This is a genomic window from Salipaludibacillus sp. CUR1 (assembly GCF_021028955.1).
In the GTDB taxonomy this organism is placed as follows: Bacteria; Bacillota; Bacilli; order Bacillales; family Salisediminibacteriaceae; genus Salipaludibacillus.
This window is the reverse complement of record NZ_JAIWPE010000096.1, coordinates 193,414-219,671: the sequence shown is the minus strand read 5'-3', so window position 1 is coordinate 219,671 and position 26,258 is coordinate 193,414. Positions and strand designations below refer to the sequence as shown.

Annotated in this window: 29 protein-coding genes; all 29 read left to right on the top strand. The window is 41.9% G+C overall.

All coding sequences use genetic code 11. The annotated features are described in order from the left end of the window. Window positions 1–3 precede the first annotated feature (3 nt). The 29 genes from ffh (at window position 4) to fliJ (ending at window position 26,257) form a co-directional block, all read left to right on the top strand. Window positions 4–1,362 (top strand): signal recognition particle protein, encoded by a 1,359-nt coding sequence (ffh, locus tag K8O68_RS19800; RefSeq protein ID WP_093047618.1) that lies wholly within the window; start codon window positions 4–6, stop codon window positions 1,360–1,362. Window positions 1,363–1,519: 157 nt separating this feature from the next. After that, entirely contained in the window at window positions 1,520–1,792 is a 273-nt protein-coding gene (gene rpsP, locus K8O68_RS19795) for a 30S ribosomal protein S16 (RefSeq protein WP_230898485.1), read from the top strand. Window positions 1,793–1,828: 36 nt separating this feature from the next. Continuing rightward, window positions 1,829–2,056, top strand: coding sequence for a KH domain-containing protein (locus K8O68_RS19790; RefSeq protein ID WP_093047616.1), 228 nt, complete (start codon window positions 1,829–1,831; stop codon window positions 2,054–2,056). Between the two features lie 85 nt (window positions 2,057–2,141). Beyond that, on the top strand, window positions 2,142–2,555 hold the full coding sequence (locus K8O68_RS19785; protein ID WP_230898484.1) for a YlqD family protein: 414 nt from the start codon (window positions 2,142–2,144) through the stop codon (window positions 2,553–2,555). After that, entirely contained in the window at window positions 2,548–3,069 is a 522-nt protein-coding gene (rimM, locus tag K8O68_RS19780; RefSeq protein WP_230898483.1) for a ribosome maturation factor RimM, read from the top strand. Before K8O68_RS19785 ends, rimM begins: the two co-directional genes overlap by 8 nt. After that, the gene (trmD, locus tag K8O68_RS19775) at window positions 3,069–3,809 is read left to right on the top strand and encodes a tRNA (guanosine(37)-N1)-methyltransferase TrmD (RefSeq protein ID WP_230898482.1); all 741 of its coding nucleotides are present in this window, start codon (window positions 3,069–3,071) and stop codon (window positions 3,807–3,809) included. The genes rimM and trmD overlap by 1 nt, the downstream gene beginning before the upstream one ends. A 123-nt stretch (window positions 3,810–3,932) precedes the next feature. Continuing rightward, complete coding sequence (rplS, locus tag K8O68_RS19770; RefSeq protein WP_093047612.1) at window positions 3,933–4,280, top strand: 50S ribosomal protein L19; 348 nt, start codon at window positions 3,933–3,935, stop codon at window positions 4,278–4,280. Between the two features lie 206 nt (window positions 4,281–4,486). Beyond that, complete coding sequence (gene lepB / locus K8O68_RS19765) at window positions 4,487–5,038, top strand: signal peptidase I (RefSeq protein WP_230898481.1); 552 nt, start codon at window positions 4,487–4,489, stop codon at window positions 5,036–5,038. A 15-nt stretch (window positions 5,039–5,053) separates the two neighbouring features. Continuing rightward, entirely contained in the window at window positions 5,054–5,902 is an 849-nt protein-coding gene (gene ylqF, locus K8O68_RS19760; protein WP_230898480.1) for a ribosome biogenesis GTPase YlqF, read from the top strand. A 192-nt stretch (window positions 5,903–6,094) separates the two neighbouring features. Then, window positions 6,095–6,865: a ribonuclease HII gene (locus K8O68_RS19755; RefSeq protein WP_230898479.1), complete on the top strand. Its 771-nt coding sequence runs from the start codon at window positions 6,095–6,097 to the stop codon at window positions 6,863–6,865. A gap of 175 nt (window positions 6,866–7,040) precedes the next feature. Then, a complete protein-coding gene (locus K8O68_RS19750) occupies window positions 7,041–8,786 on the top strand; it encodes a hypothetical protein (protein ID WP_230898478.1) in 1,746 nt (581 codons plus the stop codon). Beyond that, window positions 8,783–9,085: an EscU/YscU/HrcU family type III secretion system export apparatus switch protein gene (locus tag K8O68_RS19745; protein WP_230898477.1), complete on the top strand. Its 303-nt coding sequence runs from the start codon at window positions 8,783–8,785 to the stop codon at window positions 9,083–9,085. Before K8O68_RS19750 ends, K8O68_RS19745 begins: the two co-directional genes overlap by 4 nt. Before the next feature lie 62 nt (window positions 9,086–9,147). Then, window positions 9,148–9,336, top strand: coding sequence for a hypothetical protein (locus K8O68_RS19740; RefSeq protein WP_230898476.1), 189 nt, complete (start codon window positions 9,148–9,150; stop codon window positions 9,334–9,336). Between the two features lie 528 nt (window positions 9,337–9,864). Next, window positions 9,865–11,028, top strand: a complete 1,164-nt coding sequence (sucC, locus tag K8O68_RS19735) for an ADP-forming succinate--CoA ligase subunit beta (protein WP_093047605.1) — start codon at window positions 9,865–9,867, stop codon at window positions 11,026–11,028. A gap of 16 nt (window positions 11,029–11,044) precedes the next feature. Further along, window positions 11,045–11,953 (top strand): succinate--CoA ligase subunit alpha, encoded by a 909-nt coding sequence (gene sucD, locus K8O68_RS19730; RefSeq protein ID WP_230898475.1) that lies wholly within the window; start codon window positions 11,045–11,047, stop codon window positions 11,951–11,953. A gap of 277 nt (window positions 11,954–12,230) precedes the next feature. Continuing rightward, window positions 12,231–13,112: a DNA-processing protein DprA gene (gene dprA, locus K8O68_RS19725; RefSeq protein WP_230898474.1), complete on the top strand. Its 882-nt coding sequence runs from the start codon at window positions 12,231–12,233 to the stop codon at window positions 13,110–13,112. Window positions 13,113–13,383: 271 nt separating this feature from the next. Continuing rightward, entirely contained in the window at window positions 13,384–15,456 is a 2,073-nt protein-coding gene (gene topA / locus K8O68_RS19720) for a type I DNA topoisomerase (RefSeq protein WP_230898473.1), read from the top strand. A gap of 181 nt (window positions 15,457–15,637) precedes the next feature. Beyond that, window positions 15,638–16,534, top strand: coding sequence for a tyrosine recombinase XerC (xerC, locus tag K8O68_RS19715; protein WP_230898472.1), 897 nt, complete (start codon window positions 15,638–15,640; stop codon window positions 16,532–16,534). A 30-nt stretch (window positions 16,535–16,564) separates the two neighbouring features. Then, window positions 16,565–17,113, top strand: a complete 549-nt coding sequence (hslV, locus tag K8O68_RS19710) for an ATP-dependent protease subunit HslV (protein ID WP_230898471.1) — start codon at window positions 16,565–16,567, stop codon at window positions 17,111–17,113. 43 nt (window positions 17,114–17,156) lie between these two features. Beyond that, complete coding sequence (gene hslU, locus K8O68_RS19705) at window positions 17,157–18,557, top strand: ATP-dependent protease ATPase subunit HslU (RefSeq protein ID WP_230898470.1); 1,401 nt, start codon at window positions 17,157–17,159, stop codon at window positions 18,555–18,557. Between the two features lie 16 nt (window positions 18,558–18,573). After that, a complete protein-coding gene (gene codY, locus K8O68_RS19700) occupies window positions 18,574–19,350 on the top strand; it encodes a GTP-sensing pleiotropic transcriptional regulator CodY (RefSeq protein WP_093047599.1) in 777 nt (258 codons plus the stop codon). Window positions 19,351–19,702: 352 nt separating this feature from the next. After that, the gene (gene flgB / locus K8O68_RS19695; protein WP_230898469.1) at window positions 19,703–20,104 is read left to right on the top strand and encodes a flagellar basal body rod protein FlgB; all 402 of its coding nucleotides are present in this window, start codon (window positions 19,703–19,705) and stop codon (window positions 20,102–20,104) included. 6 nt (window positions 20,105–20,110) lie between these two features. Then, a complete protein-coding gene (gene flgC, locus K8O68_RS19690) occupies window positions 20,111–20,560 on the top strand; it encodes a flagellar basal body rod protein FlgC (protein WP_230898468.1) in 450 nt (149 codons plus the stop codon). A gap of 57 nt (window positions 20,561–20,617) precedes the next feature. Continuing rightward, window positions 20,618–20,890: a flagellar hook-basal body complex protein FliE gene (gene fliE / locus K8O68_RS19685; protein ID WP_483314044.1), complete on the top strand. Its 273-nt coding sequence runs from the start codon at window positions 20,618–20,620 to the stop codon at window positions 20,888–20,890. 212 nt (window positions 20,891–21,102) lie between these two features. Then, window positions 21,103–22,689, top strand: a complete 1,587-nt coding sequence (gene fliF, locus K8O68_RS19680) for a flagellar basal-body MS-ring/collar protein FliF (protein ID WP_230898466.1) — start codon at window positions 21,103–21,105, stop codon at window positions 22,687–22,689. Window positions 22,690–22,704: 15 nt separating this feature from the next. After that, on the top strand, window positions 22,705–23,715 hold the full coding sequence (fliG, locus tag K8O68_RS19675) for a flagellar motor switch protein FliG (protein WP_230898465.1): 1,011 nt from the start codon (window positions 22,705–22,707) through the stop codon (window positions 23,713–23,715). Then, a complete protein-coding gene (gene fliH / locus K8O68_RS19670) occupies window positions 23,708–24,511 on the top strand; it encodes a flagellar assembly protein FliH (RefSeq protein WP_230898464.1) in 804 nt (267 codons plus the stop codon). Before fliG ends, fliH begins: the two co-directional genes overlap by 8 nt. After that, the gene (gene fliI, locus K8O68_RS19665) at window positions 24,501–25,820 is read left to right on the top strand and encodes a flagellar protein export ATPase FliI (RefSeq protein WP_230898463.1); all 1,320 of its coding nucleotides are present in this window, start codon (window positions 24,501–24,503) and stop codon (window positions 25,818–25,820) included. The genes fliH and fliI overlap by 11 nt, the downstream gene beginning before the upstream one ends. After that, entirely contained in the window at window positions 25,820–26,257 is a 438-nt protein-coding gene (gene fliJ / locus K8O68_RS19660; RefSeq protein WP_230898462.1) for a flagellar export protein FliJ, read from the top strand. The genes fliI and fliJ overlap by 1 nt, the downstream gene beginning before the upstream one ends. Window position 26,258 lies beyond the last annotated feature (1 nt).

The window sequence follows — 26,258 nt, the reverse complement described above, 5'->3', positions numbered from 1 at the left end:
AAAATGGCATTTGAAGGCTTAGCAGAACGACTGCAAGGAACACTCAAGAAGATCCGCGGTAAAGGGAAAGTGTCTGAGCAGGACGTTAAAGAAATGATGCGTGAAGTCCGTCTTGCCCTTTTAGAGGCAGATGTGAACTTTAAAGTAGTAAAAAAATTTATAGCAGATGTAAAAGAACGGGCAATCGGCCAGGAAGTACTTGACAGCCTGACCCCGGGCCAGCAGGTTATTAAAGTAGTAAATGAAGAACTGACCAAGCTTATGGGCGGAGAGCAGAGTAAAATTGCGGTCGCTCAGAAGCCGCCGACCGTTGTTATGATGGTGGGCCTTCAAGGGGCAGGTAAAACAACAACTACCGGAAAGCTGGCTAACCACTTAAGGAAAAAGCACAACCGTAACCCTTTAATGGTAGCGGCAGATATTTACCGGCCTGCTGCGATTAAGCAGCTTGAAACATTAGGTAAGCAGCTTGATATGCCTGTGTTTTCTTTAGGGGACCAGGTGAGCCCGGTGGAAATTGCTAAACAGGCACTTGCTAAAGCTAAAGAAGAACATCACGATTATGTACTGATTGATACAGCCGGGCGGCTGCATGTAGACGAAGAACTTATGGGGGAACTTGATGAAATTAAGGAAGTAACATCCCCTGAGGAAATTCTCCTTGTCGTTGATGCTATGACTGGTCAGGACGCAGTTAATGTAGCTCAAAGTTTCAATGAGCGCCTCGGTATAAGTGGGGTCGTCCTCACCAAGCTTGACGGAGATACCCGCGGCGGTGCCGCTATTTCTGTCAAATCAGTCACTGACACGCCGATTAAGTTTGCAGGTATGGGAGAAAAAATCGATGCGTTAGAGCCTTTTCATCCCGAACGGATGGCTTCAAGAATTTTAGGTATGGGCGACGTACTGACGCTTATTGAAAAAGCCCAGACGAATGTGGATGAGGAAAGAGCCAAAGAGTTAGAACGTAAAATGAGGACCAATGATCTGACCTTCGATGATTTCCTTGAACAGCTATCCCAGGTGCGCAATATGGGGCCGCTTGACGAGCTCCTCGATATGATGCCTGGAGCAGGTAAGATGAAAGGTTTAAAAAATGTTCAAGTGGATGAGAAGCAGATCGGGCATATTGAAGCGATTGTCAAATCAATGACAAAAGCAGAGAGGGATGATCCATCTCTTTTAAATGCAAGCCGGAGAAAACGGATCGCTAAAGGCAGCGGCACCTCTATTCAAGAGGTTAACCGTCTTATTAAGCAATTCCATGAAATGAAAAAAATGATGAAACAGATGTCCGGTATGCAAAAGGGTAAAGGTAAGAAAAAAGGCGGGCTTGGCGGCATGAAGTTTCCGTTTATGTAACCTGATTACCCATCCCAAATCTGTGCAAGCTCATATGCATTAGTACAGTGGGAGCTCAATCTATGGTGTAAAGTTTTTTTACTTTACTGGGGTTGATCCCTGGATCCTTTTATGATAGTATAATTAATTGTGTGAAAGATTTATGGAGGTGAAACACATGGCAGTTAAAATTCGTTTAAAGCGAATGGGAGCAAAGAAATCTCCGTTCTATCGTGTGGTTGTAGCGGATTCCCGTGCGCCGCGTGATGGTCGTTTTATTGAAGAACTAGGAACTTATAATCCATTAAAAAATCCTGTAGAATTTAACGTTGATCAAGAAAAAGCGTTAAAATGGATGTTAGATGGAGCTAAGCCATCCGATACTGTTCGTAACTTGTTCTCAAACGTTGGCTTAATGGAACAACTTCACAACGCGAAGAACGCAAAATAGTCCTTCGTGTGGAAATAATCCAAGAAGGTGAGTGACATGAAAGAATTGGTTGAATCGATTGCTAAAGCGCTTGTAGATCACCCCGATGATGTCCGTGTAACTGAAGTGGAAAATGACCGTTCACTCACGCTGAAGCTGGAAGTGCACGAGGACGATATGGGGAAAGTGATCGGCAAGCAGGGACGGATTGCTAAAGCTATCCGTTCAGTAGTTAACGCTGCCGGAGCAAATCAGAACAAACGAATTCAGTTGGAAATCGGTTAAAAGGGTGAGGGGGACCTCTCCCTTTTTTTCCGTATATATATGTATGATATGGTACAATAAAAGGAATACTTGGAGGTGTCCTATTTTGGAAATTATTAAAAAAGTTGTCGTAAAACAAATATTAACCGAAGAGAGCCGGGACAAACTGAAGGAACAATTTTTATCCCGCCAGTATCAGATTACAAAAGAGTTAAAGCAATTAGAATTTGTCCTACATAAGAAAATGAAAGAAAATCAGAGTGCAAGTTACCAGAAATCATTAAAGGAAAGTTTTAATAAAGAAGTAGCCCGGAGAAAAGACAGGCTCCGTCAGTTAGAATTAAAACTGGATCAGCTGGACGAGCTGGATCTTGGTGCTGAGCTAAGAGAAGGCACGATTCAAATGATTGAGCAAGTGGAAGAAGGAGACAATTGGGAAGAAATAATGAAAGGGACAGAAATTGTCATTAAAGACGGGGTGGTTTACGAGCTCCGGTACGGAGGCATGCAGGATGACTGATTGGCTGAATGTGGGTAAGATTGTTAATACTCACGGTATTCATGGAGAAGTGCGGATAATTTCTAAAACCGACTTTCCGGAACAGCGTTATAAGGCGGGGAATGTGCTTTATATCCTGAAAGATGGCAATGACCGTCTTCCGGTCACTGTCCGCTCATGGCGCCAGCATAAACAGTTTGATTTGGTTTCATTTGAAGATATGGAAAATGTTAATCTTGTGGAGACTTATAAAGGGTCGCTTCTTCAGGTGCATACCTCTCAGCTTGATGATCATTTAGGTGAGGGAGAGTTTTATTATCATGAGATTATTGGCCTCTCTGTCGAGACAGAAGAGGGCGAGCTTGTAGGGACAGTGAAAGAAATTTTATCACCCGGAGCAAATGATGTATGGGTCGTCCAGCCTGAAGATAAAGGTAAAGAGGTGCTTATTCCTTATATTGATGACGTAGTGAAAGAGATTAAATTGAACGACCAAAAGATAATTATTACCCCGATGGAAGGGCTGTTAGACTGATGAAAATCTCGATTTTAACCTTGTTTCCGGAAATGTTCCAAGGATTATTCTCCCACTCCATATTAAAACAGGCACAGGAAAAAAACGTTGTAACTTATGACGTGGTTAATTTCAGAGATTATACCGAAGACAGACATAACAGGGTGGATGACTATCCTTACGGGGGAGGGGGCGGGATGGTTCTAACTCCCCAGCCTGTTTTCGACGCAGTGGAGGATCTGAAAAAAGGAGCGGATTCTTTAAGAAAACCTCCCCGAGTCATTCTTCTTTGCCCTCAAGGGGAACCCTATACGCAGAAAAAAGCGGAGGAACTTTCGAAAGAAGAGCAGCTGATACTAATTTGCGGCCATTATGAAGGTTACGATGAAAGAATCCGTGAGCATTTGATTACTGATGAAATATCTATCGGTGATTATGTTTTAACCGGAGGAGAAATTGGAGCAATGGTTATTGCGGACAGTGTAACACGTCTTCTGCCTGGTTCCCTCGGGAACGAGCAGTCAGCTGTAACTGACTCGCACAGCACAGGGCTTCTTGAATATCCTCATTATACAAGGCCGGCTGATTTCAGGGGGCTGCGTGTGCCTGATATCCTTCTTTCGGGGCATCATAAAAAGATTGAAACCTGGCGCCGGCAGCAATCCTTGAAACGTACTTATGAGAGACGAAAAGATATGTTAAAGAAACTTGACTTAACGGAAGAAGATCAAAAATATTTAAATGAATTGGAATCAGAGTGAAAAAGCGGTTGAGTTTTCATTAACGGTGTGGTATTATGTTTTTTGTGGCTTTAGCCAGATCAAGGTGTTCCGCTGTCCCTTTTGTGAGACATGAAGACCTGCAGGGAAGGAGGCGAACAGAAGATGGAACAAATTATTCGTGATATTACTAAAGAGCAATTGAAAACTGATCTTCCAGAATTCCGCGCCGGAGATACATTGCGTGTACACGTTAAAGTTGTAGAGGGTACTCGTGAGCGTATCCAGGTATTCGAAGGTGTGGTAATCAAGCGCCGCGGAAGCGGGATCAGTGAAACATTCACTGTTCGTAAGATATCCAGCGGTGTGGGTGTGGAACGTACATTCCCAGTACATTCGCCACGTATCGATAAGATCGAAGTATCTCGTCGTGGTAAAGTACGCCGTGCCAAGCTTTACTACTTGCGTGCATTGCGCGGTAAAGCAGCTCGTATTAAAGAACGTGCAAGATAACTGTTATGAAAGGAGCTTGTTTTCAAGCTCCTTTTTTCATGCCTTCATTTACTTATACATTTATTAAACACACTTTTATTAAAATATGGTAAAATATATGGATGATTAAATAAAAGAGGCTGAATTCTTTTTAATATAACTATTGGAGGTTCCTGACCTCTTGTTTATCTGTGCTGTTAATAATTTGTACTCCAATAAAAGGATGGATGGAAATGGCAAAATCTGAATCGTGGGAATGGGTAAAAGCCGTTGCTGTGGCCTTAATTCTGGCCGTAGTGATCAGGTATTTTTTCTTTGCGCCGATTGTAGTGGACGGTCAGTCTATGATGCCGACCCTGGAACATAATGACCGGATGATTGTTAATAAAATCGGCTATAATATTTCAGAGCCGGACAGGTTTGATATTATTGTATTTCATGCCCCCCAAAATAAAGACTATATTAAACGGGTAATTGGTCTGCCTGGAGACCAGATTAGATATGAAGAAGATATGTTATATATTAATGACGAGCCGGTGGAAGAACCTTATTTAGAAGACTATAAACAGGAAGCAGATCAGATGCCGTTTACCGGAGATTTCACTCTTTCTGAGGTTACCGGCTATGACACAGTACCTGAAGGGCATGTATTTGTACTGGGGGATAACCGGCAGCACAGTAAAGACAGCCGCCACATAGGTGTTATACCTTATGATGAAGTAGTCGGAAAAGCCAACTTTGTTTTCTGGCCTGTGCAGGAAGTCCGGCTTGTTGATTAGGAGGAATGATTTAATATGGCCATACAATGGTATCCTGGACATATGGCGAAAGCTAAAAGAGAGGTTCAGGAAAAACTTAAGCTTATTGATGTAGTAATTGAAATTGTAGATGCGCGAATTCCTGTTTCCTCCAGGAACCCTATGGTTGATGAACTGACTGCTAATAAACCGCGGCTTATCCTGCTGAATAAGTCTGATTTAGCAGATCCTGCTGTTACTAAGGAATGGGTCCATTTCTTCGAAAAAAGAAACTGGGCGACCCTGGTAGTGGACTCTCAAAGAGGAAAGGGAATCAATCAGGTTCCTGGGAAGGTAAGAGAACTGGCCAAACCTCTGCTGGACAAGTTCCACGCTAAAGGAATCCATCCAAGAGCGTTACGCGCGCTGATTCTGGGTATTCCAAATGTAGGCAAATCCACTGTGATTAATCGCCTGGCCAATAAGAAAATTACTAAAATTGGCGATAAGCCGGGAGTGACTAAAAGCCAGCAATGGATTAAAGTGGGCAAGGAAATGGAACTGCTCGATACTCCGGGAATATTATGGCCTAAATTCGAAGATCAGGATGTAGGTTTCAGGCTCGCTCTTACCGGTGCAATTAAAGAAGAGATTTTCGACTTTCAGGAAACTTCGGTTTTTTTATTAAATTATTTAACCGAGGAGTATCCTGAGCGGCTTAAAGCACGGTTTAATTTAAAGGAGTTATCTGAGGATGTCGCTGATTTATTCGATGAAATTGGCAAGCGCAGAGGATGCCTCGTCTCCGGAGGCCTGGTTGATTACGATAAAACAGCTGAAATTATATTCAGGGATTTCCGCCAGGGAAAACTCGGGCACATAAGTCTTGAGCGCCCTCAGGAATAGAGAGATACGCGACTAACAGCGTATCTTTTATTTTATTCAGTCGTGAAACGCAAGCTATGTAAACATTCCTGTTGAACGAAGGCGAGAATACCCGGAGGATAAGCACAGTCTTTAAAAGAAGCATTATTTAAGAACTAAATTATTTAAAAAACGGATTAAATGAACCGATAAACTAAGAAAGGAAAGATGGTAATGAAGAAAAAAACAATTGCCGAGATTAAATGCAAACTCGAAACTCTTCAGGATGAAAATGATCCATTCCTGGAAGAATTACATAAAGATGAGCGAAAAGGAGTTAAGGGATTAATTGCGCGATGGGAAAAACAGCAAGTGGAAAGGGAGAAACTCGAATCTCATTATACTGAAATGAGTTCCTTTGAAAAAGAAGCGTGGAATAAGGGGTATTTACGAATAGCTGGAATAGATGAAGTAGGGCGCGGCCCTCTGGCAGGTCCTGTTATTGCTTCCTGCGTTGTTCTTCCTTCAGACTGCAGACTGCTCGGATTGACAGATTCTAAAAAGCTGACTAAGACGAAACGGGAATATTTTTATGATGAAATTATGAGAAAGGCAGAAGCAGTGGGAGTGGGGATAGTTTCAGCACAGGAGATTGATGAGCTTAATATTTATCAAGCCTCTAAACAGGCTATGATACGGGCTGTGAAGCAGATTTCTGAAGACTCTCCAGACTATTTGCTGATTGATGCTATGGAACTTCCTTTAGATATTGCTCAGAAAAGTCTAATTAAAGGAGATTCCAGATCCGTTTCTATTGCAGCAAGTTCTATCATTGCCAAAGTGACCAGAGACCGCTATATGGATAAATTACATAAGCAGTATCCGATGTACCAGTTTGATAAACATGCAGGCTACGGGACCCGGGCCCATTTGGAAGCAATAGAAGAACACGGAATACTTGAGGAGCATCGTCGAAGTTTTGCGCCGGTTAAATCCTATGCTTAAGTCAATGGCTTTGTTAATATTGGCTGTTTACTGAATAAAAAGACCTCCCGGCAAAATCATGTTTGGCATTATGCTCGAGAGTCGCTTTTGCTATTAGCTGACCTCGCCGTGTTCGAAGACCGGCAGATTAACTAAAGCTTTTACGATATAAAAGGTTCCCGGGAGGAGAACATCTATGATTGCTGCAGCAATGCTGGATAATTTAATTCGCGGAATGGATACAGGACAGGCTAAAACCCTTAACTTAAGAGAGGGGCAGGTTTTCCAAGGGAGAATTAGTGAACTGTACCCTGGACAGCTGGCCCGCCTTCAAATGGGGACAATGAATTTATCAGCCCGTCTCGAGGCACGACTTGAAAAAGGTGAGAAATACTGGTTTAGAGTAATATCAGGTGAAAAGGTCCCTCAATTAAAAGTCCTGGAAAGTGTACCTGTGAACAGGCCGGGCAGCAGCCCCGCTGCTGTTACAAACGTTCCCGCAGTGCTGAAGCAGCTTGGTCTTCCGACAGACGGTCTTCACGAAAAAATTATACGGGAACTCATCAGGGTCAATTTGCCATTTACCAGAAGCAATATATTGCAAGGGGCGCAGTTAGTTAAGGAGTCTGCCTTAGCTTCAAATGATTCTTTGAACCTTATCACTATGATGATCCAAAGGGGATATCCGCTGACCAGAACAGCCTTTAAAGCATTGGCTTCCGTTCAATCAGGAAAATCAACAGGAGAGACGATGGTTCAGCTCGCCTCAGCCTTGGAGAAATTACCGGATAGCAGGGCACAGCACCTGCAACACATTCTTGCAAATATATCCGGGCGTTTTAGCGGCTTTGAAAAACTTGATATTTTTGTTATTTTTAAGCATTTAACTGGCAAGGATGAAGAGTTTCGGGAAGCGGCTTTTAAGGTTTTAAAAAAAACTGGTTTAATTAACAGCATAGATTCTTCCATACGGTTTTTCACCTCTTTTAAAGACACAGTTTTCAATCCTGCAAATGAAAATATGTCTGGTGAATTATGGCCTGATTTATTGAAAAGCCGCCAAACAGCTTTGCCTCTGAAAAATATGGATCCTAAACTTTTGTTTTCCTACTTGACTGATTCACTGAGAGGCGCTCCGCTCCAGTCTGTCATCCAGCTTCTTACTTTAATAAATCCTCAGGCTTCCGCCGGCTCTATTATCGCCAGTCTGTCCCAGTGGCTGGCTTCTGAGCCTGAAGACAGCACAAAAGGCATCTGGCAGTTAATCCGGGATAATCATTCAGGCAATGGTATGCTAATGAAAGAAGGGAAAACGCCCTATCCTTTAAAAGCGTTTTTGGACCAGCTCGGCCTGCAGCATGAAAATAATATAAGAAGTGGGCAGCTCCATCAAGAAAAACTGCGTTTAAATACTTTAAAAGCCAAATTAATACAGTTTCTCAATCAGAGCCACGGTCTTCCGCAGGGGATCCGCGAGCAGGCGGATTTTCTGCTTCAGCGCCTCACTGCTTATCAGCTTCTCTCTTCAGACCAGCAAGGGCCTGTTCAGCATACTGTGTTTCAGATACCTGTTAAATTGTCCGGAAAATATACGGATTTGACCTTGCAGTGGCAAGGAAGAGAAAAGAATGACGGAACAGTGGACGATTCCCACTGCCGTATCCTGTTTTATTTAGAATTGGAAACGTTGAGGGATACTTTAATTGATGTACAAATACAAAACAGGATCATGACCTTAACGGTATATAACGAAAGCTCAAAACCAGCCTCGATACAAACCGTCTGGTTCCCATTACTGAAAGAAAAGCTTGCATCTTATAATTATCAGCTCTCGGTAATCAAATGGGAAAAGGCTAAAGAAAAAGAGGGGAACAGGAGCACTCCTGCTATGCATGTTAATTCATTGGAGTACGGGTACAATGGGGTGGATATTAAAATATGACTGACGACTTTTATAAAACGGGTCACACAAGGCTTAAGCAGAAACGAGCTGTAGCCATGGGATACAATGAAAGAGAGGATTCAGCGCCGAAGATTAAAGCGAAAGGAAAAGGGTATACAGCTGAAGAAATTATTAAACGGGCCGAAGAAAACGGTATACCTGTTCAGGAAGACCCTTCTCTTGTTGCTCTATTATCCCAACTGGAAATAAATGAGCGAATTCCTGAAAGTTTATATGAAGTGGTGGCTGAAGTGTTTGCCTTTATATATTATGTAGATCGTGAAAAGACAGATAAGTAATAAGGCTGGCGCATGAGAAAGACGTTAACTGGTCATCCTACTCTGTAAGGAGGTCATGGCATATGAAAAAACAATCGCCGTTAATTGTACCTGAAATAGACAAGTATCTGGATCATTACAGAGAAGAGATTGCACACGAGTTCGGTATTTTTTACTCTCAGGACCAGTTGAAAAAGCAAGCGGATATCCATTTATTAACCAAACTTCTCTTTAAGAAAAAGAGTAAAGATAAAAAGGAGCGCCGCCGGTAAAACCTGTGCCTGTATACAGGTTTTTTCTGGTAACCTGAATTTGTGATGAAATAAATGATTTTTATATATTCTATAGACTTTAATTTATTGGTTAGTTGAGGTAATCACTCGAATCCGTTACTGGCGGACGCTTTCTGAGGGCAACGCTTCAGTCTCCTCATTCGCAAAAATACGCTCGCGGTTCGCCCGGGGAAAGCGAGTAAATGGATGGCAAATCACCCCCTGCTATCACGCATTCAGGTGGTAATTATGTCTGGAAAAATATGAAATTACCGGAACCTTTTAGTTGTTATATTTATATATTCAGAGTTTTTAACATTAAATTTAAATTTTTACGTGTAATATTCACAAAATTGTCGGAATGTATAGTAAAATAGATATTGTGTGAAAAGACGAAGGAAATAAAAACTGTCTTTCTCACTTTCCTTTTACTAGATTTTGTATTCTAATAAAAGGGTTTGTGAAATGCGTAGCGAACATGTCTGCGCGGTAAAATGATATCATTTTGACTCAGTAAGGAGGATGGCTATGAATATCCATGAGTATCAAGGTAAAGAGTTATTGAGAAAATACGGCGTTGCTGTCCCCAATGGAAAGGTTGCTTATTCAGTTGATGAAGCTGTAGAAGCAGCTAAATCTTTAGGGACAGATGTAAACGTTGTCAAGGCCCAAATCCACGCAGGTGGTCGGGGAAAGGCCGGAGGAGTAAAGGTGGCAAAGAACCTGGATGAGGTTCGTACATACGCTGATGAGATTTTAGGCAAGACGCTTGTCACTCATCAGACTGGCCCTGAAGGAAAAGAAGTGAAACGTTTATTAATTGAAGAAGGCTGCGATATTAAACAGGAATATTACGTAGGCCTTGTTGTAGACCGCGCGACCTCCCGTATTGTAATGATGGCTTCTGAAGAGGGAGGAACGGAAATTGAAGAAGTAGCAGCTGAGACACCTGAGAAAATTTTTAAAGAAGTGATCGATCCTGTTACCGGGTTAATGCCATACCAGGCAAGAAGACTGGCATTCAATATCAATATTCCAAAAGACTTATTAAAAGAAGCTGTTAAATTTATGATGGGGCTGTACAAAGTTTTTGCCGACAAAGACTGCTCTATTGCGGAAATTAACCCGCTTGTAACAACTGGAGACGGGAAAGTTATGGCTCTTGACGCCAAGCTGAACTTCGATTCCAATGCTCTGTTCAGACAGAAAGACATCATCGAATACCGTGACCTTGATGAAGAGGATCCAAAGGAAATTGAAGCATCTAAGTATGACTTAAGTTATATTTCCCTTGACGGAAATATCGGTTGTATGGTTAATGGCGCAGGACTCGCTATGTCTACAATGGATATCATTAAGCATTACAAAGGTGATCCGGCAAACTTCCTCGATGTTGGGGGCGGCGCCACAAAAGAAAAAGTTACTGAAGCATTTAAGATTATTTTATCTGACAAAAACGTTAAAGGGATTTACGTGAATATCTTTGGTGGAATTATGAAGTGCGACGTAATAGCAGATGGTGTTGTAGCAGCAACTAAACAAGTCGGCCTGGAGATTCCTCTGGTTGTCCGCCTTGAAGGAACAAATGTGGAACTGGGCAAACAAATTCTTGAAGAATCCGGTTTAAATATTACTGCTGCTGATTCTATGGCTGACGGAGCAGAAAAAATCGTTTCACTTGTAAAAGCGTAAGAAAGGCGGGATATGAATGAGCATCTTGATCAATAAAGATACGAAAGTCATTGTTCAGGGAATTACCGGCGCAACGGGTTTATTCCATACAAAACAAGCTGTTGAATATGGCACTAAAATTGTAGGCGGCGTCACACCTGGAAAAGGTGGAACAGAAGTAGAAGGCATTCCTGTATTTGACACTGTTTCTGAAGCTGTGGCGAAAACAGGCGCGAATGCTTCAGTAATCTATGTTCCGCCACCGTTTGCAGCCGATGCGATTATGGAAGCAACGGATGCAGGAGTAGATCTTGTAATTACTATTACAGAAGGTATTCCTGTCGTTGATATGATTAAAGTAAAGCGGTACATGGAAGGGAAAAAGACCCGTCTTGTCGGTCCTAACTGCCCGGGAGTCATTACACCGGAAGAATGTAAAATCGGTATTATGCCTGGGTATATCCATAAGAAAGGCCACGTCGGGGTAGTCTCCCGTTCCGGTACCCTCACTTATGAGGCTGTACATCAGCTGTCAACAAAAGGAATCGGCCAGTCCACAGCAGTAGGAATCGGCGGTGACCCTGTTAACGGCACAGATTTTATTGATGTATTAAAGCAATTTAATGAAGATCCGGACACATATGCAGTCATCATGATTGGTGAAATCGGAGGTACGGCTGAAGAGGAAGCTGCTGACTGGATTAAAGAGAATATGACCAAGCCTGTTGTCGGCTTTATCGGCGGACAGACAGCACCTCCAGGAAAGCGTATGGGCCATGCCGGCGCTATCATCTCCGGAGGTAAAGGTACGGCGGATGAAAAGATCAAAACATTAAATGCAGCAGGCGTAAAAGTAGCTGAAACACCTGCCGTCATGGGTGAAACACTAATTTCCGCTCTAAAAGAGAATGACTTGCTTGAGAAATGTGTGACACACGAAGTTTAAATAGTTAAATGATTTAAGAAGTCTCAAAAGGCACGGACCTTTTGAGACTTTCTTCTACCTTTCCTCTTTGCATTTTCCTTCATTATTTTTTCTTTATATTTCCCTCTATTGATCTATGTGTTAAACTTTACTGCTGATTTTTGTTCCAGAACACCTTCCGCTCCAATCACCACATAAGTGTTTAAATTCGCATTCATTTTAAAACCTCTTATAAAACATCAAGCAATAAAAACCATTTGAGTTTACTTAAAACTAAATATAGAAAGGAACATGCTTTTTGTTTATTCCTCAAAGTCTTTCTGACCGTCTCCTCCATCTCCACTATTCTTCTTTCGGTAGTTATTCTCTCGTAAAAAAGTGTTTAGACAGAGACGCTTCTTTAGAAGCCGTTTATAAAATGGGCAAAACAGAATTTTTAAGGCTTTTCCCAAAAACAGGTAAGTTCGCAGCAGAGGTATATGATAATTTAACAAATGTGCAAGTAAATTATTTAAAACATGAATTTTACGAAAAGGGCATCGGCTATTTAGATATTAATGATCCCAAATACCCCTTCCTGTTAAAAGAAATATACGATCCGCCCTGGATTCTCTATTATAAGGGAGACCCACGCATTCTCCACCCGTCTTTACGCCTCAGCGTAATAGGAACGAGGCATCCTTCCCAGTATGCAATAAATGAAATGGCTTCTGTGCTCACAAAAGTTATTAAATATCCTTTAACCATTGTAAGCGGGATGGCATTAGGTATTGATTCAATGGCCCACGATCTTGCTTTGAAGGAAAATGGCTTGACTATCGCGGTGTTAGCATACGGGGTCGATCATTTATACCCCTCCAGTTTAAAAACCTTGAAAGAAACACTTGAAAAAAATCAGTTAATTCTTACGGAGTATCCTCCCTACGTTAAACCAAACAGATGGCAGTTCCCGGCCCGTAACAGAATAATCAGCGGTTTGTCTCAAGCCTCATTTATAATAGAAGCAAAACAAAAAAGCGGATCACTGATTACGGCGGATTGCGCAATCCAGCAAGGAAGAGATGTATTTGCTCTGCCTGGGAGAATCTCCAACTCTGAATCTGCCGGAACGAATTACTTAATTCAGCAAGGAGCTAAACCGATCCTTAAACCTGAAGATATTTTAGACGAGTATATTTAAGCACTCAGTATGTATTCTGTTCATTCTTATGTTATTCTGTAGAAAGTGCTTTCAAACTAATTAAAAAACTTTTTATATTAAAAAAGCAGAAATGTGATAATAAAATCAATTAAGTAAAAACCCCCTGTTAGACGGGCTTTACAGATCATTGAAAAACATTTAACATTAAATACCAAAAGTGTGCGAATAAAAAGAATGTTTGACAAACCACAAAATAGTGTTTAATAATAGGGAAGATTTAATTTACCTCATGAAGGGGATGAACGGTAGTATGTCCGATTACTTAGTAATCGTGGAATCTCCCGCTAAAGCAAAAACAATTGGAAAATATTTAGGTAAAAAATATTCCGTTAAAGCGTCAATGGGTCATGTGATTGACCTGCCGAAAAGTCAGATGGGAGTAGACGTGGAACAAAACTATAGACCTAAGTATATAACTATTCGCGGGAAAGGCCCGATTTTGAAAGAATTAAAACAAGCAGCTAAAAAAGCTAAAAAAGTATATCTGGCGGCTGACCCCGACAGAGAAGGGGAAGCAATAGCCTGGCATTTGGCAGACAGTTTAAATATTGATAAAAATTCTGAATGCCGTGTTGTATTTAATGAAATTACGAAACAGGCAATTAAAGATTCGTTTAAACACCCAAGAACCATTAATACAAATTTAGTGGACGCACAGCAGGCCCGCCGTGTGCTTGACCGGCTGGTAGGTTATAACATCAGTCCGTTACTGTGGAAGAAAGTTAAGAAAGGGCTCAGTGCAGGGCGTGTTCAATCTGTTGCTGTTAAAATGATCATTGACAGGGAAAATGAAATTAAAGCATTTAAACCCGAAGAATACTGGTCTGTTACAGCTAAAATGAAAAAAGATGATCAGCCGTTCGAAGCTAAGTTTATGTCTGTAAATGGCAAGAAAACAGACTTAAAGACGAAAGAGGATGTTGATCAGGTACTTAAACAAATTAAAGGACAAACGTTTGAAATTGATAAAGTAAAAAAGACAGAGCGGAAACGAAATCCGGTTGTCCCTTTTACGACTTCATCTCTTCAGCAGGAAGCAGCAAGGAAACTCAACTTCAGAGCTAAAAAGACAATGATGCTGGCACAGCAGCTTTATGAAGGGATTGACCTTGGTAAATCCGGAACTGTAGGTCTGATCACATATATGAGAACAGATTCCACGCGCCTTTCTGATACTGCCAAGAATGAAGCGAAAGATTATATCGAAACCCATTACGGCAAGGAGTACCATAATACATCCAAATCCAAATCCAAACAAAGCTCCAATTCTCAGGATGCGCATGAAGCTGTAAGACCGACGTCAGTTATGAAAGACCCTAAAGCTGTAAAATCCTATTTAAGCAGAGACCAGTACAGACTGTATAAGCTGATATGGGAGCGAATGGTTGCCAGCCAGATGGCACCTGCTGTTATGGATACGATGGCCGTCGACCTGACCAATAATGGCGTCATGTTCCGTGCCAACGGCTCTAAACTTAAATTTGCCGGTTTTATGAAAGTTTACATTGAAGGAAACGATGAAGGTAAAGAAGAAAAGGACCGTCTTCTGCCTGCCATGGAAGAGGGAGACAGCACAATATCCGAAAAAATAGAACCTAACCAGCACTTCACACAGCCGCCTCCGCGCTACACAGAGGCCAGGCTGGTAAGAACGATGGAAGAGCTCGGTATAGGCCGCCCTTCCACTTATGCACCTACTTTGGATACTATTCAGCGGCGCGGTTACGTTGCTCTCGAAGACAAACGTTTTATACCGACAGAACTGGGTGAGATTGTACTGGAATTAATTGAAGAATTTTTTCCGGAGATACTTAATGTGGAATTTACTGCGGAAATGGAATCGAGCCTTGATTCCGTTGAAGAAGGCGAGCAGGACTGGGTTCAAATTATCGACCGGTTCTACAATGATTTTGAAAAACGTCTGAAAACCGCTGAAGAAGAAATGGAAGAAGTGGAAATTAAAGACGAACCGGCAGGGGAAGACTGCGAGAAGTGCGGCCATGAAATGGTGTTTAAAATGGGACGTTACGGTAAGTTTATGGCTTGTTCTAATTTTCCTAATTGCCGTAATACAAAGGCCATAATGAAAGAAATTGGTGTCAACTGTCCAAAGTGTAAAGAAGGCAATATCGTCGAACGTAAAAGTAAAAAGAGGCGGCTGTTTTACGGGTGTGACCGCTATCCTGAATGTGATTTTATCTCCTGGGATAAACCAATCGCCCGCCCGTGCCCGAAATGTGAAAATCTTCTTGTGGAGAAAAAATCCAAAAAAGGCATTCACGTGCAGTGTACTGAGTGCGACTATAAAGAAGAAAGAAATTAGGCAGGTTTTTCGCGCTCTAAAAATAAATCTGCTGGCATAAAACATTACCTGGCCTAAAAAATTGGATGTATATTGGCAACAATTCAGAATTGTATGAAAAAAGAGTAAAGTTTATTGAAAGAGCTACTAAACTGTGATAAGATTTAGTAGCTCTTAAAGTTGAATAAAAAGGTGAAGACCAATGATCGACCAATGGATCAGATTGTTTACAGAATACTTGCAAATTGAAAAACGCGCATCGGTTCACACGATTAAAAATTATAAAAAAGACCTGCATGATTTCTGTGAGTTTTCAGAGCAGCATTTGAGAAAATCAATCGCTGCTGTTTCGTATGCAGATATCAGAGAGTATTTAACTGAACTTCATTCCTCCTCCTATGCCCGGACAACGGTAGCTAGAAAACTTTCATCGTTAAGGTCATTCTGGTCATTTCTTACAAGGGAAGGTTTGGTGAAGGATAATCCTTTCCAGATGGTAACGACACCTAAAATTGAAAAACGCCTGCCATCTTTTTTTTATGAGAATGAAATGCAGTCTATTTTTGATTCAATTGATACGACGACACCCCTTGGCATCAGAAATCGCGCGTTAGTAGAGGTTCTTTACGGAACAGGGATCAGAGTGAGCGAATGCACTGGATTAAACCTGGCTGATTATGATAAAGAACTGGGCACGATTCTGGTTAGAGGGAAAGGAAGAAAAGAAAGATATGTGCCGATCGGCAGTTATGCCATGGATGCTTTGCACGTTTATCTTACTGAAAGCAGGCCAAAGCTGTTAAAGGCTGCTAAAGAACCTGCCCAGGCCATTTTTCTCAGTTACCGCGGGCGTTGTTTAAACGATCGGAGTATAAGGAAAATATTAAATAAACTGGTTGATGATGCAGCCGTCTCGTCACGTATAAGCCCTCATGTGCTCCGTCACACATTTGCTACGCATTTATTAAATGAGGGAGCTGATTTAAGGACTGTCCAGGAACTTCTCGGTCACAGTGATCTTTCTGCCACACAAATATACACGCATGTTACAAAAGACCGTTTGCGGGAAGTTTACAGAAATGCCCATCCGAGGGCGTGACCTACAACTGTTAATAAAGAAGGTGAACAAATGGATCAGATTAAAGGGACCACAATATTTGCTGTACAGCATAATGGTAAGTCTGCTATCGCAGGTGACGGGCAGGTCACCTTTGGAAATGCGGTGGTTATGAAACATTCTGCCAGGAAAGTTCGTAGACTTTACAGGGGGAAAGTTATTGCCGGTTTTGCCGGCTCGGTGGCTGACGCATTTACGCTGTATGAGAAATTTGAAACGAAGCTTGAAGAATACGGAGGAAATCTCCAGCGGGCAGCTGTTGAACTGGCTAAAGACTGGCGAAGTGACAGAGTGCTCCGTAAACTGGAAGCAATGCTTATTGTGATGGACCGAACAAACCTGTACCTGATTGCCGGGACAGGGGAAGTTATAGAGCCGGATGATGGTATTCTAGCCATAGGGTCCGGGGGGAATTATGCGTTATCTGCCGGACGTGCTTTGAAAGAACACGCGCCCCATTTAGGGGCAAAAGAAATTGCTGAAGCAAGCCTGAAAACCGCGGCTGATATTTGTGTGTACACGAATCACCAGATTATTGTCGAAGAATTATCAGAGGATTAAAAGATATTTTACTAAAAGATGAGCGAATAAGTGAGGGATGTAAATGAGTTCATTGTTAACCCCTAAACAAATTGTTGAAAGGCTGGATCAGTCAATTGTCGGTCAGACTAAAGCAAAAAAGTCAGTAGCTGTTGCATTAAGGAACAGATATCGGCGCAGTTTGCTGGATGATGCTTTAAGAGATGAAATTACCCCAAAAAATATTTTAATGATCGGGCCTACCGGTGTAGGTAAAACTGAAATTGCCAGAAGGCTTGCTAAATTAGTAGGGGCTCCCTTTGTTAAAGTAGAGGCTACTAAATTTACTGAAGTAGGTTACGTAGGCCGTGACGTGGAGTCGATGGTCAGGGACTTAATTGAAACAGCCATCAGGATTGTTAAAGAAGAAAGAATGTCCAAAGTGAAGGAACGTGCAGAACAGAATGCTAATTACCGTCTTGTCGAATTACTCGTGCCTTCCCAAAAGAAAGAAACTGCCTACCGCAATCCATTTGAAATGCTTTTCCAAGGGAACCAGGGCGAAACTGACCAGGAGGAAGAAGAGAATAGCCAGGACAGTTCGATTAGAGACAAACGAAGGCAAGTCAGTCAAAAGTTGGCAGCCGGAGAGTTGGAAAACGAGGAAGTCACGATTGAAGTAGATGAACAGCAGGCGAATTTCACCGATATGTTCCAGGGGTCCGGGATGGAACAGATGGGTATGAATATGCAGGACATGCTGGGGAATATGATGCCTAAAAGAAAAAAACGCCGAAAGCTTCCTGTGAAAGAAGCGAGGAAAGTACTGACCGAGGATGAAGCCCAGAAACTCATTGATATGGATGAGGTAACGCAGGAAGCTGTTTCAAAAGCCGAACAATTGGGAATAATCTTCATTGACGAAATTGATAAAGTAGCAGGTAAAAATCAGCAGCAATCTGCCGATGTATCTAGAGAAGGGGTTCAGAGGGACATCCTGCCGATAGTGGAAGGTTCTACAGTGATGACTAAATACGGGCCTGTCAAAACCGATCATATGCTTTTCGTCGCCGCGGGTGCGTTTCACTTTTCCAAACCATCTGATCTGATCCCTGAATTGCAAGGGAGGTTTCCGATTCGAGTTGAACTTAACAGCCTGACTGTAGAGGACTTTGTGAGAATACTTGTAGAACCGAAACATGCTCTTGCCAAGCAATACCAGGCTTTATTGGAAGTTGAAGGAATAAAATTGAAATTTTCTGACGATGCTATTCGCAGGATCGCAGAAATTGCCACAGAAGTGAATGATGAAACTGAGAACATCGGTGCACGAAGGCTCCACACCATTTTAGAAAAATTACTGGAAGATTTATCGTTTGAAGCTTCTGAAATAACAATGGAAGAAATAACGATAACACCTGAATATGTAGAAGAAAAATTGCAGGATGTAGCGAAAAATCGCGACTTGAGCCAATATATTTTATAACACAGGAGGAAGTATGATGGACCTATTAACTAAAACAAGGAAAATTAATGAATTACTGCAGAAAAGTGCGGGCCAGTCAGTTAATTTTAAAGATATGGCTGTTACATTAAGAGATGTCATCGAAGCAAATATTTTTATCGTCAGCCGCCGCGGGAAATTACTCGGTTATTCAATTAAACAGGAAATTGAAAATTCCCGAATGCAGCAAATGCTTGAGGAGAGACAGTTTCCTGAAGAATATACATCAGGGTTGTTTAAGATCGAAGAAACGTCCTCCAACCTGGATATAAACAGTGAATTTACAGCTTTCCCGGTTGAGAATAAAGACCTTTTTGCCAATGGCCTCACGACAGTGGTACCTGTGCAAGGAGGAGGACAGCGTTTAGGCACGTTAATTCTGGCAAGGCTGGATGAATCATTTGATAACGATGATCTTATTCTTGCTGAATACGGGGCAACTGTAGTAGGTATGGAGATTCTTCATGAAAAAGCTGAAGAGATCGAACAAGAGGCAAGAAGCAAGGCAGTTGTTCAGATGGCTATCAGTTCATTATCCTACAGTGAATTGGAAGCAGTGGATCATATTTTCGAAGAATTAGAAGGAAATGAAGGGCTGCTTGTGGCGAGTAAAATAGCAGACAGAGTAGGAATTACCCGCTCAGTGATCGTCAATGCTCTGAGAAAACTTGAAAGTGCCGGTGTCATTGAGTCCAGATCATTAGGTATGAAAGGCACTTATATCAAAGTGTTAAACAATAAATTCCTTGTGGAACTGGAAAAGCATAAACACTAATTAACGATCAACAATTTAACTACTTTAAAAAGAAGACTAATGGTTCATTAGTCTTCTTTTTTTAGGTTTTCACAAAAAAGTTTGAGAAACGTACGTAGAAATATGTGGAAATGTGGTAAAGTGCAATTGTTAGCTTTCATGAAATATTTGTCGCATTACGTCGCTTTATATATTTGTGTCTTTTGGAAGGATATAATATTTGACTGATTAGGTCTTTCTTAGCTAAATTAAGACAATTTCTGAGAATGTTAGACAAAAGTTGGTTTTTTATATACAATAAATCTCGGCAGTAGCACTTAAGGCAGAGGTTATAAGTTGTATAGTTTATTTTTTAGAAAAAGGGGGAATAGGAATGGATTTGCTTCAAAACCCTACGACTCAATTATTGGAAACTGCTCTGTCCTCTTCGATGACAAGACAAAACACGATCTCCCAGAATATCGCTAATGCAGATACACCGAACTATAAAGCTAAAAAGACAGTGTTTTCCCATGAATTAAACCGTGCTCAGGAAGGGCAGCTGGAAGCATTGAAGACCGATAGACGGCACCTCGAATTTGGAGGGAGGCCCTCTGACGATTCAGCCGCTGTTGTAACCCGGAATAATACTGTGTTCAATCATAACGGTAATAATGTTGACATTGACCATGAGATGAGTGAATTAGCCAAAAATCAGATATATTATAACACCCTGATAGACAGATTGAATGGCCGGTTCAATAGTGTCAGGACAGTTCTTGGACAAGGGAGGTAACAGCTTATGTTTCACGGATTCAACGTTTCTTCTTCTGCTTTAACAGCACAGCGTCTCCGTATGGATGTCGTATCGGGAAATATGTCCAATGCAGATTCAACGAGAGGACGAATGGTAGATGGCGAGTGGGAGCCTTACAGGAGAAAAATGGTAACAATGCAGCCTAATAACTCGTCAGGTTTTAAGTCACACCTTCACAAGGCTGTGAGCGGAAATGAAGAAATAGGGCAAGGTGTAAAAATCGGACGAATTATTGAAGATCAGACACCGTTCAGGCAGGTTTACCAGCCTGGTCACCCTGATGCAAACGAAGATGGTTATGTAGAACTGCCTAATGTTGATCCGTTAAAAGAAATGGTGGATTTAATGAGTGCCACCAGATCTTATGAGGCTAATGTGACGGCAGTGGATGCCCATAAAAATTTATTACTAAAAGCTTTAGAGATAGGCAGATAAGACGCAATTCAGGAGGAAATGATGGAAATAAACGGAACTCAGCACATAAATACAATCATGCAGCCTCAGTCGCAGGGAATGACAGGGAAAGTGACTCCCCATGAAGCTCAGCAGACGTTTAAGTCGTGGTTAAATACAGCGATCACAGATATTAATCAGGCTCAAACTGCTTCCCAGGTTATGACAGAGAAAGTCGCCCGAGGGGAACAAGTTGATCTGCACGACGTTATGATCACAGCTGAAAAAGCCTCTGTCACGTTACAGACAGCTACTGAAGTACGTAATAAAGCAATAGAGGCCTACCAGGAAATTATGAGAATGCAAGTATAAACTTTCTCGTTTGTAAAAAAAACAGATCCACCCTCTTCAGTTCTATAAAAGCCTCCTTGTGTTATGTCATTCGAGGAGGGCGGAGTTTTTTTGGGGGTCTAACCATATTTATTGGCAATTTGACGAGATATTTTAATACATAAATAAAAATGAACCGGATAACGTCATTTAACGGGTTGTCCATTAAATGTACAGGCAGTGTGGGAGGAAACATGAACGAAAAACTGATGGAATATAAGACGAAAACAACTGAATTTTGGCAATCGAGAACAAAGAAACAGAAGGGATTGCTTACTGCCTCAATCGCTTTATTCTTAGTCTTGCTCCTGTTATTTACCTGGACGGGCTCCCGTACAAATTATGTTCCTTTATATTCAAATTTGACGGTTCAGGAAACAGGGGAAATTAAAGCAACGCTTGACAGCCGGGGGGTGTCTAATGAAATCAGCAGTGACGGCACCTCTATCTCAGTTCCCGAGGGGATGGTAAATGAGTTAAAAGTGAGCCTGGCTGCAGAAGGCATTCCCCAGACGGGCAGAATAGATTATTCTACATTCAGAGATAATATGGGGTTCGGGACAACAGACAGTGAATTCCAGCTTCTTGAAAGAGCAGCCATTCAAACTTCATTGGAAGATTTAATCAGAAATGTAGATGGCGTCCAAAATTCCCAGGTTATGATAACGATGCCAGAAGAAAGCATTTGGCTTGGTGATGAACCGGATGAAGCAACCGCCTCTGTACTTTTAAATTTACAAGCTGGAGTTTCGCTGGATGAGAATCAAATCAGATCAATGTACCATTTGATCTCGCGGAGTGTTCCTAATTTGCCAATTGAAAATATTGTAATTATGGACCAGATGTCCAGGTATTTGGAGTTGCAGGAACAGCCTTCCATGGGGGATTCTGCTCTATCCGTTTACGAACAGCAGCGGAAGATCCAAAAAGATATTGAACGGGACATTCAACGGGATTTGCAGCAAATGCTTGGGACGATGGTAGGTCCTGATAAGGTGCTTGTATCCATTTCTACGGATCTCGATTTCACTCAGGAGAACAGGCATGAAGAATTAATAGAACCGGCAGATGATGAAACAATGGAAGGCCTTGCCGTTAGTGTGGAAAGAATTACTGAAACATACGAAGGTGAAGAGATGGCAGAAGGCGGTGTGGCAGGAACAGGTGAAACTGATATACCTGGATATCCTGGAGCAGGTGCAGGCGGCCAGGGAGATTATGAGCGTATTGAAGAACGAATAAATAATGAAGTGAACCGGATTTCCAGGGAGATCGTAAAAAGTCCTTACAAAATCAGGGATATAGGTATACAGGTGATGGTAGAGCCCCCTGACCCTGAAGATCCGGCTTCTCTTCCGCAAGACAGACTTAATGATATTCAGCAAATTTTAGGGCAGGTAGTCAGAACCTCAATTGATGCAGAGTTAACAGCTGATTGGGACAATGATGAAATTGAAAGCAGGATTTATGTCTCTTCTCAGCCTTTCTTTGGAAAAGTGGAATTTGAAGAGCCTGTTTCAAATACGCCTTATTGGTATTACATTGCAGGCGCACTGGCACTCGCAGTTATAATCCTTGGTGTTCTGTTATTGCGTAAGCGGAACAGTACCGACGAAACAGAGGAATTTTCTATCAGTAAACAGTCCAGGTATGATTTTCCACCTATTGATGAAGAGCCGGATACAGAAGAAAGAGCCCGCCGGCAACAACTGGAAAAATTAGCTAAAGATAAACCTGAAGAATTTTCCAAACTCGTTCGTACGTGGCTGTCAGAGGACTAAAAGGAGGAACAAAGAGTGGCGAAACGAAAAGGACTGACTGGCAAAGAAAAGGCCGCCATTTTATTAATCTCTTTAGGTCCGGATGTCTCTGCAAGAGTTTATAAACATCTGTCCGAAGAAGAGATTGAAAAGCTGACTTTGGAAATTGCCAGCGTAAAAAAAGTTGAACAGGATACAAAAGAAGAGATTATTAATCAGTTTCATCAGCTCGCGGTTGCTCAGGAATATATCACACAGGGCGGAATCGGATATGCAAAAGATGTATTGGAAAAAGCCCTGGGAGCCGATGAAGCGATGGAGATAATTAACAGGCTGACTTCTACTCTGCAAGTCAGGCCGTTTGATTTTGCAAGAAAGGCCGAAGCTGGACAAATCTTTAATTTTATACAAAATGAACACCCTCAGACCATTGCGCTTGTCTTGTCCTATCTGGACAGTGAGCAGTCTGGCCAGATTTTATCTTCGTTATCTCAGGAAGTACAGGCTGATGTCGCTAAGAGGATTGCCCTGATGGACAGCACCTCTCCTGAAATCGTTAATGAAGTGGAGAGTATACTTGAAAGAAAACTCTCTGCCACAGTCACACAGGATTATACACAGGCTGGCGGGATCGAGTCTGTGGTGGAAGTCTTAAACAGTGTGGACCGGAGTACTGAGAGAACGATTCTCGATTCTCTCGAAATCCAGGATCCTGAACTGGCAGAAGAAATAAAGAAGAGAATGTTTGTGTTTGAAGATATTGTGACGCTGGACAACCGTTCTATTCAGCGTGTCATCAGGGATGTCGAAAATGAAGACCTGCAGCTTGCATTAAAAGTAGCAAGTGACGAAGTGAAAGAAATTCTCTTTAATAATATGTCTCAGCGTATGTCAGAAACATTTAAGGAAGAAATGGAATTTATGGGGCCTGTCCGCCTGAAAGATGTTGAAGAAGCACAGACGAGAATCGTAGCTGTGATCCGCCGACTTGAAGAAGCAGGCGAAATTGTCATCGCCCGCGGTGGAGGGGATGATATTATTGTCTAAAATTATTAAATCCTCCTCTGCAAATGGGGGGAAATCCGGCAAAACGATCCGGATTCGTGAAATTTCACCATTTATTCACGAAAAAAGAAGTGTAGCTAATAATACAACGGCTAATCAATCAGCTGAGCAACATTTTCACTATAAAGAACAGCTGGAAATTGTTTCTAATGAAAAAGATGAGCTTGAACGGTTAAAAAAAGAACTGGAGATACAAAAAGACGAGTGGCATAAGGCAATGCATGAGGAAAAGAACAGAATCCAGGAAGAATCTGAGAATCTTTACAGACAGACTGCAGAAGAAGGGTTTAATCAAGGCTATCTTGAAGGGGCTGAAAAAGCGAAAGCAGAGTACGAATCCTATATTTCAGAAGCCCGGCAAGTTGTCCTTAATGCAAAAGAAGATTACTGCAGGAAGCTTGCTGAATCAGAGCCTGTCATGCTGAACTTTGCGATTAATCTGGCAGAAAAAATCATTTCCCATACTGTAGGCAATGATGAAGCCGCCTGGGGAAATTTTATTAAAGAAGCGGTCACGGAAGTGCGTGAACAAGAAGAAGTTAAGATTTATGTTCATCCTGAATGGTATGAAGCCACCCTCCAGCATAAGAAAGAGCTTGAAGGTATAGCTCTGCACACGAGGGAGTTACTCATTTTTCCAGACAGCTCATTGGAGAAAATGGGCTGTGTGATAGAAACACCTTATGGGCAGATTGATGCGTCAGTGGACAGCCAGCTGAGGGAAATGAAAAGAATACTTTTTGAAAAGCTGAAAGAAGGAGCAGCCAATGAGCATTGAGCGATTGCTATCTCACATCCACTCCATATCTCCATATAAGCATTATGGAAAAGTTACCCAGGTTGTCGGCCTGATGATTGAGTCAAAAGGCCCTCAGACATCAGTCGGTGATCTGTGTTCAATTATCGTAGGGAATGGTCAAAAAAGAGCAATTCTTGCTGAAGTCGTGGGCTTCCGGGAACAGAATGTTCTTCTTATGCCTTATGACAGAGTTGATGAGATAGCCCCTGGAAGTTTAGTCGAAAGTCAAAACCATTCGCTACAGATAAAAGTAGGGGCAGGGATGATCGGCAGTGTGGTGGACAGTTTAGGTCGTCCTTTTGACGAGGCAGGACTGAAAGAAGGACTGCAGGCTTTTTCAACAGATAATCCTCCCCCAAACCCATTGAAACGGCCTAGAATAAAAGAGCCTTTAAGCTTGGGGGTCAAAGCAATTGACGGATTATTTACTGTCGGGAAAGGGCAGCGAATGGGGATTTTTGCGGGTAGCGGAGTTGGAAAAAGTACGTTAATGGCCATGATTGCAAAAAATTCAGATGCTGATTTGAATGTGATTGCTCTAATCGGGGAGCGAGGAAGAGAAGTAAGGGATTTTATAGAACGTGACCTTGGCTCAGACGGTTTAAAAAATACGATAGTCGTCGTCGCCACCTCCGACCAGCCAGCATTAATGAGGATAAAAGGAGCGATGACGGCTACCGCAATCAGTGAATATTTCCGTGATCAAGGGCTGAATGTCACTCTCATGATGGATTCTGTCACGAGAGTAGCAATGGCTCAGAGAGAGGTAGGCTTGGCAATCGGCGAACCTCCCACTACTAAAGGGTATACACCGTCAGTCTTTGCTCTTCTGCCCCGCCTGCTCGAAAGGAGCGGAATGAATGAAAATGGCTCCATTACTGCTTTCTATACGGTTCTTGTTGACGGAGACGACATGAATGAACCGATCGCCGACAGTGTGAGAGGGATTCTTGACGGGCATCTCGTCCTCGACAGGAAACTTGCCAACAAGGGCCAGTTCCCGGCCATCAATGTCCTTACAAGCATCAGCCGGGTAATGAACGACCTTGTCTCTGTTTCCCACAGAGAAACAGCCGATTATATGAGGAATATGCTCGCCGTATACAGTGAGTCAGAAGATTTAATAACTATTGGCGCCTACAAAAAAGGGACAAATAAAGAAGTTGATGAGGCGATGAAAAGATATCCTGGCATTTTAGACTTTCTTAAACAGGGGCTAAACGACACCCATGATTTCCACCAGACAACAAACTTAATGATGGAGCAGTTTGGCAAAGGAGGAAACTGATGAGTTTTCATTTTACTCTTCAAAAAGTGATGGAACTTAAAGATCACGAAAAAGGAGATGCGGAACGGGCTTATTCGGAATCTGTTAAAGAGTTTAAAAAGACAGCTGCACAACTCTATGAGTTCTTAAAAAGAAAAGAAGAATTAATGGAAGAGATTGAAAGGAAATTGACTGAAGGATTATCTATTTCTGCGATCCAGTTCAATGAGAAAACTATCAGTTATCTTCAAAGCGAAATTGACAGGTTGCAGTTAAGTACTCATCATGCCAGAAAGAATATGAACGAAAAAGAAAAATATTTGATGTATAAATCTATCGATCTGAAAAAATACGAAAAGATGAAAGAAATTAAGCAGGGTGAATTCTTGCAAGAAGAAAAGCGCCAAGAATCGAAATTCCTTGATGACGTTTCTGTTCAACAGTTTCTCAGGCGATGAA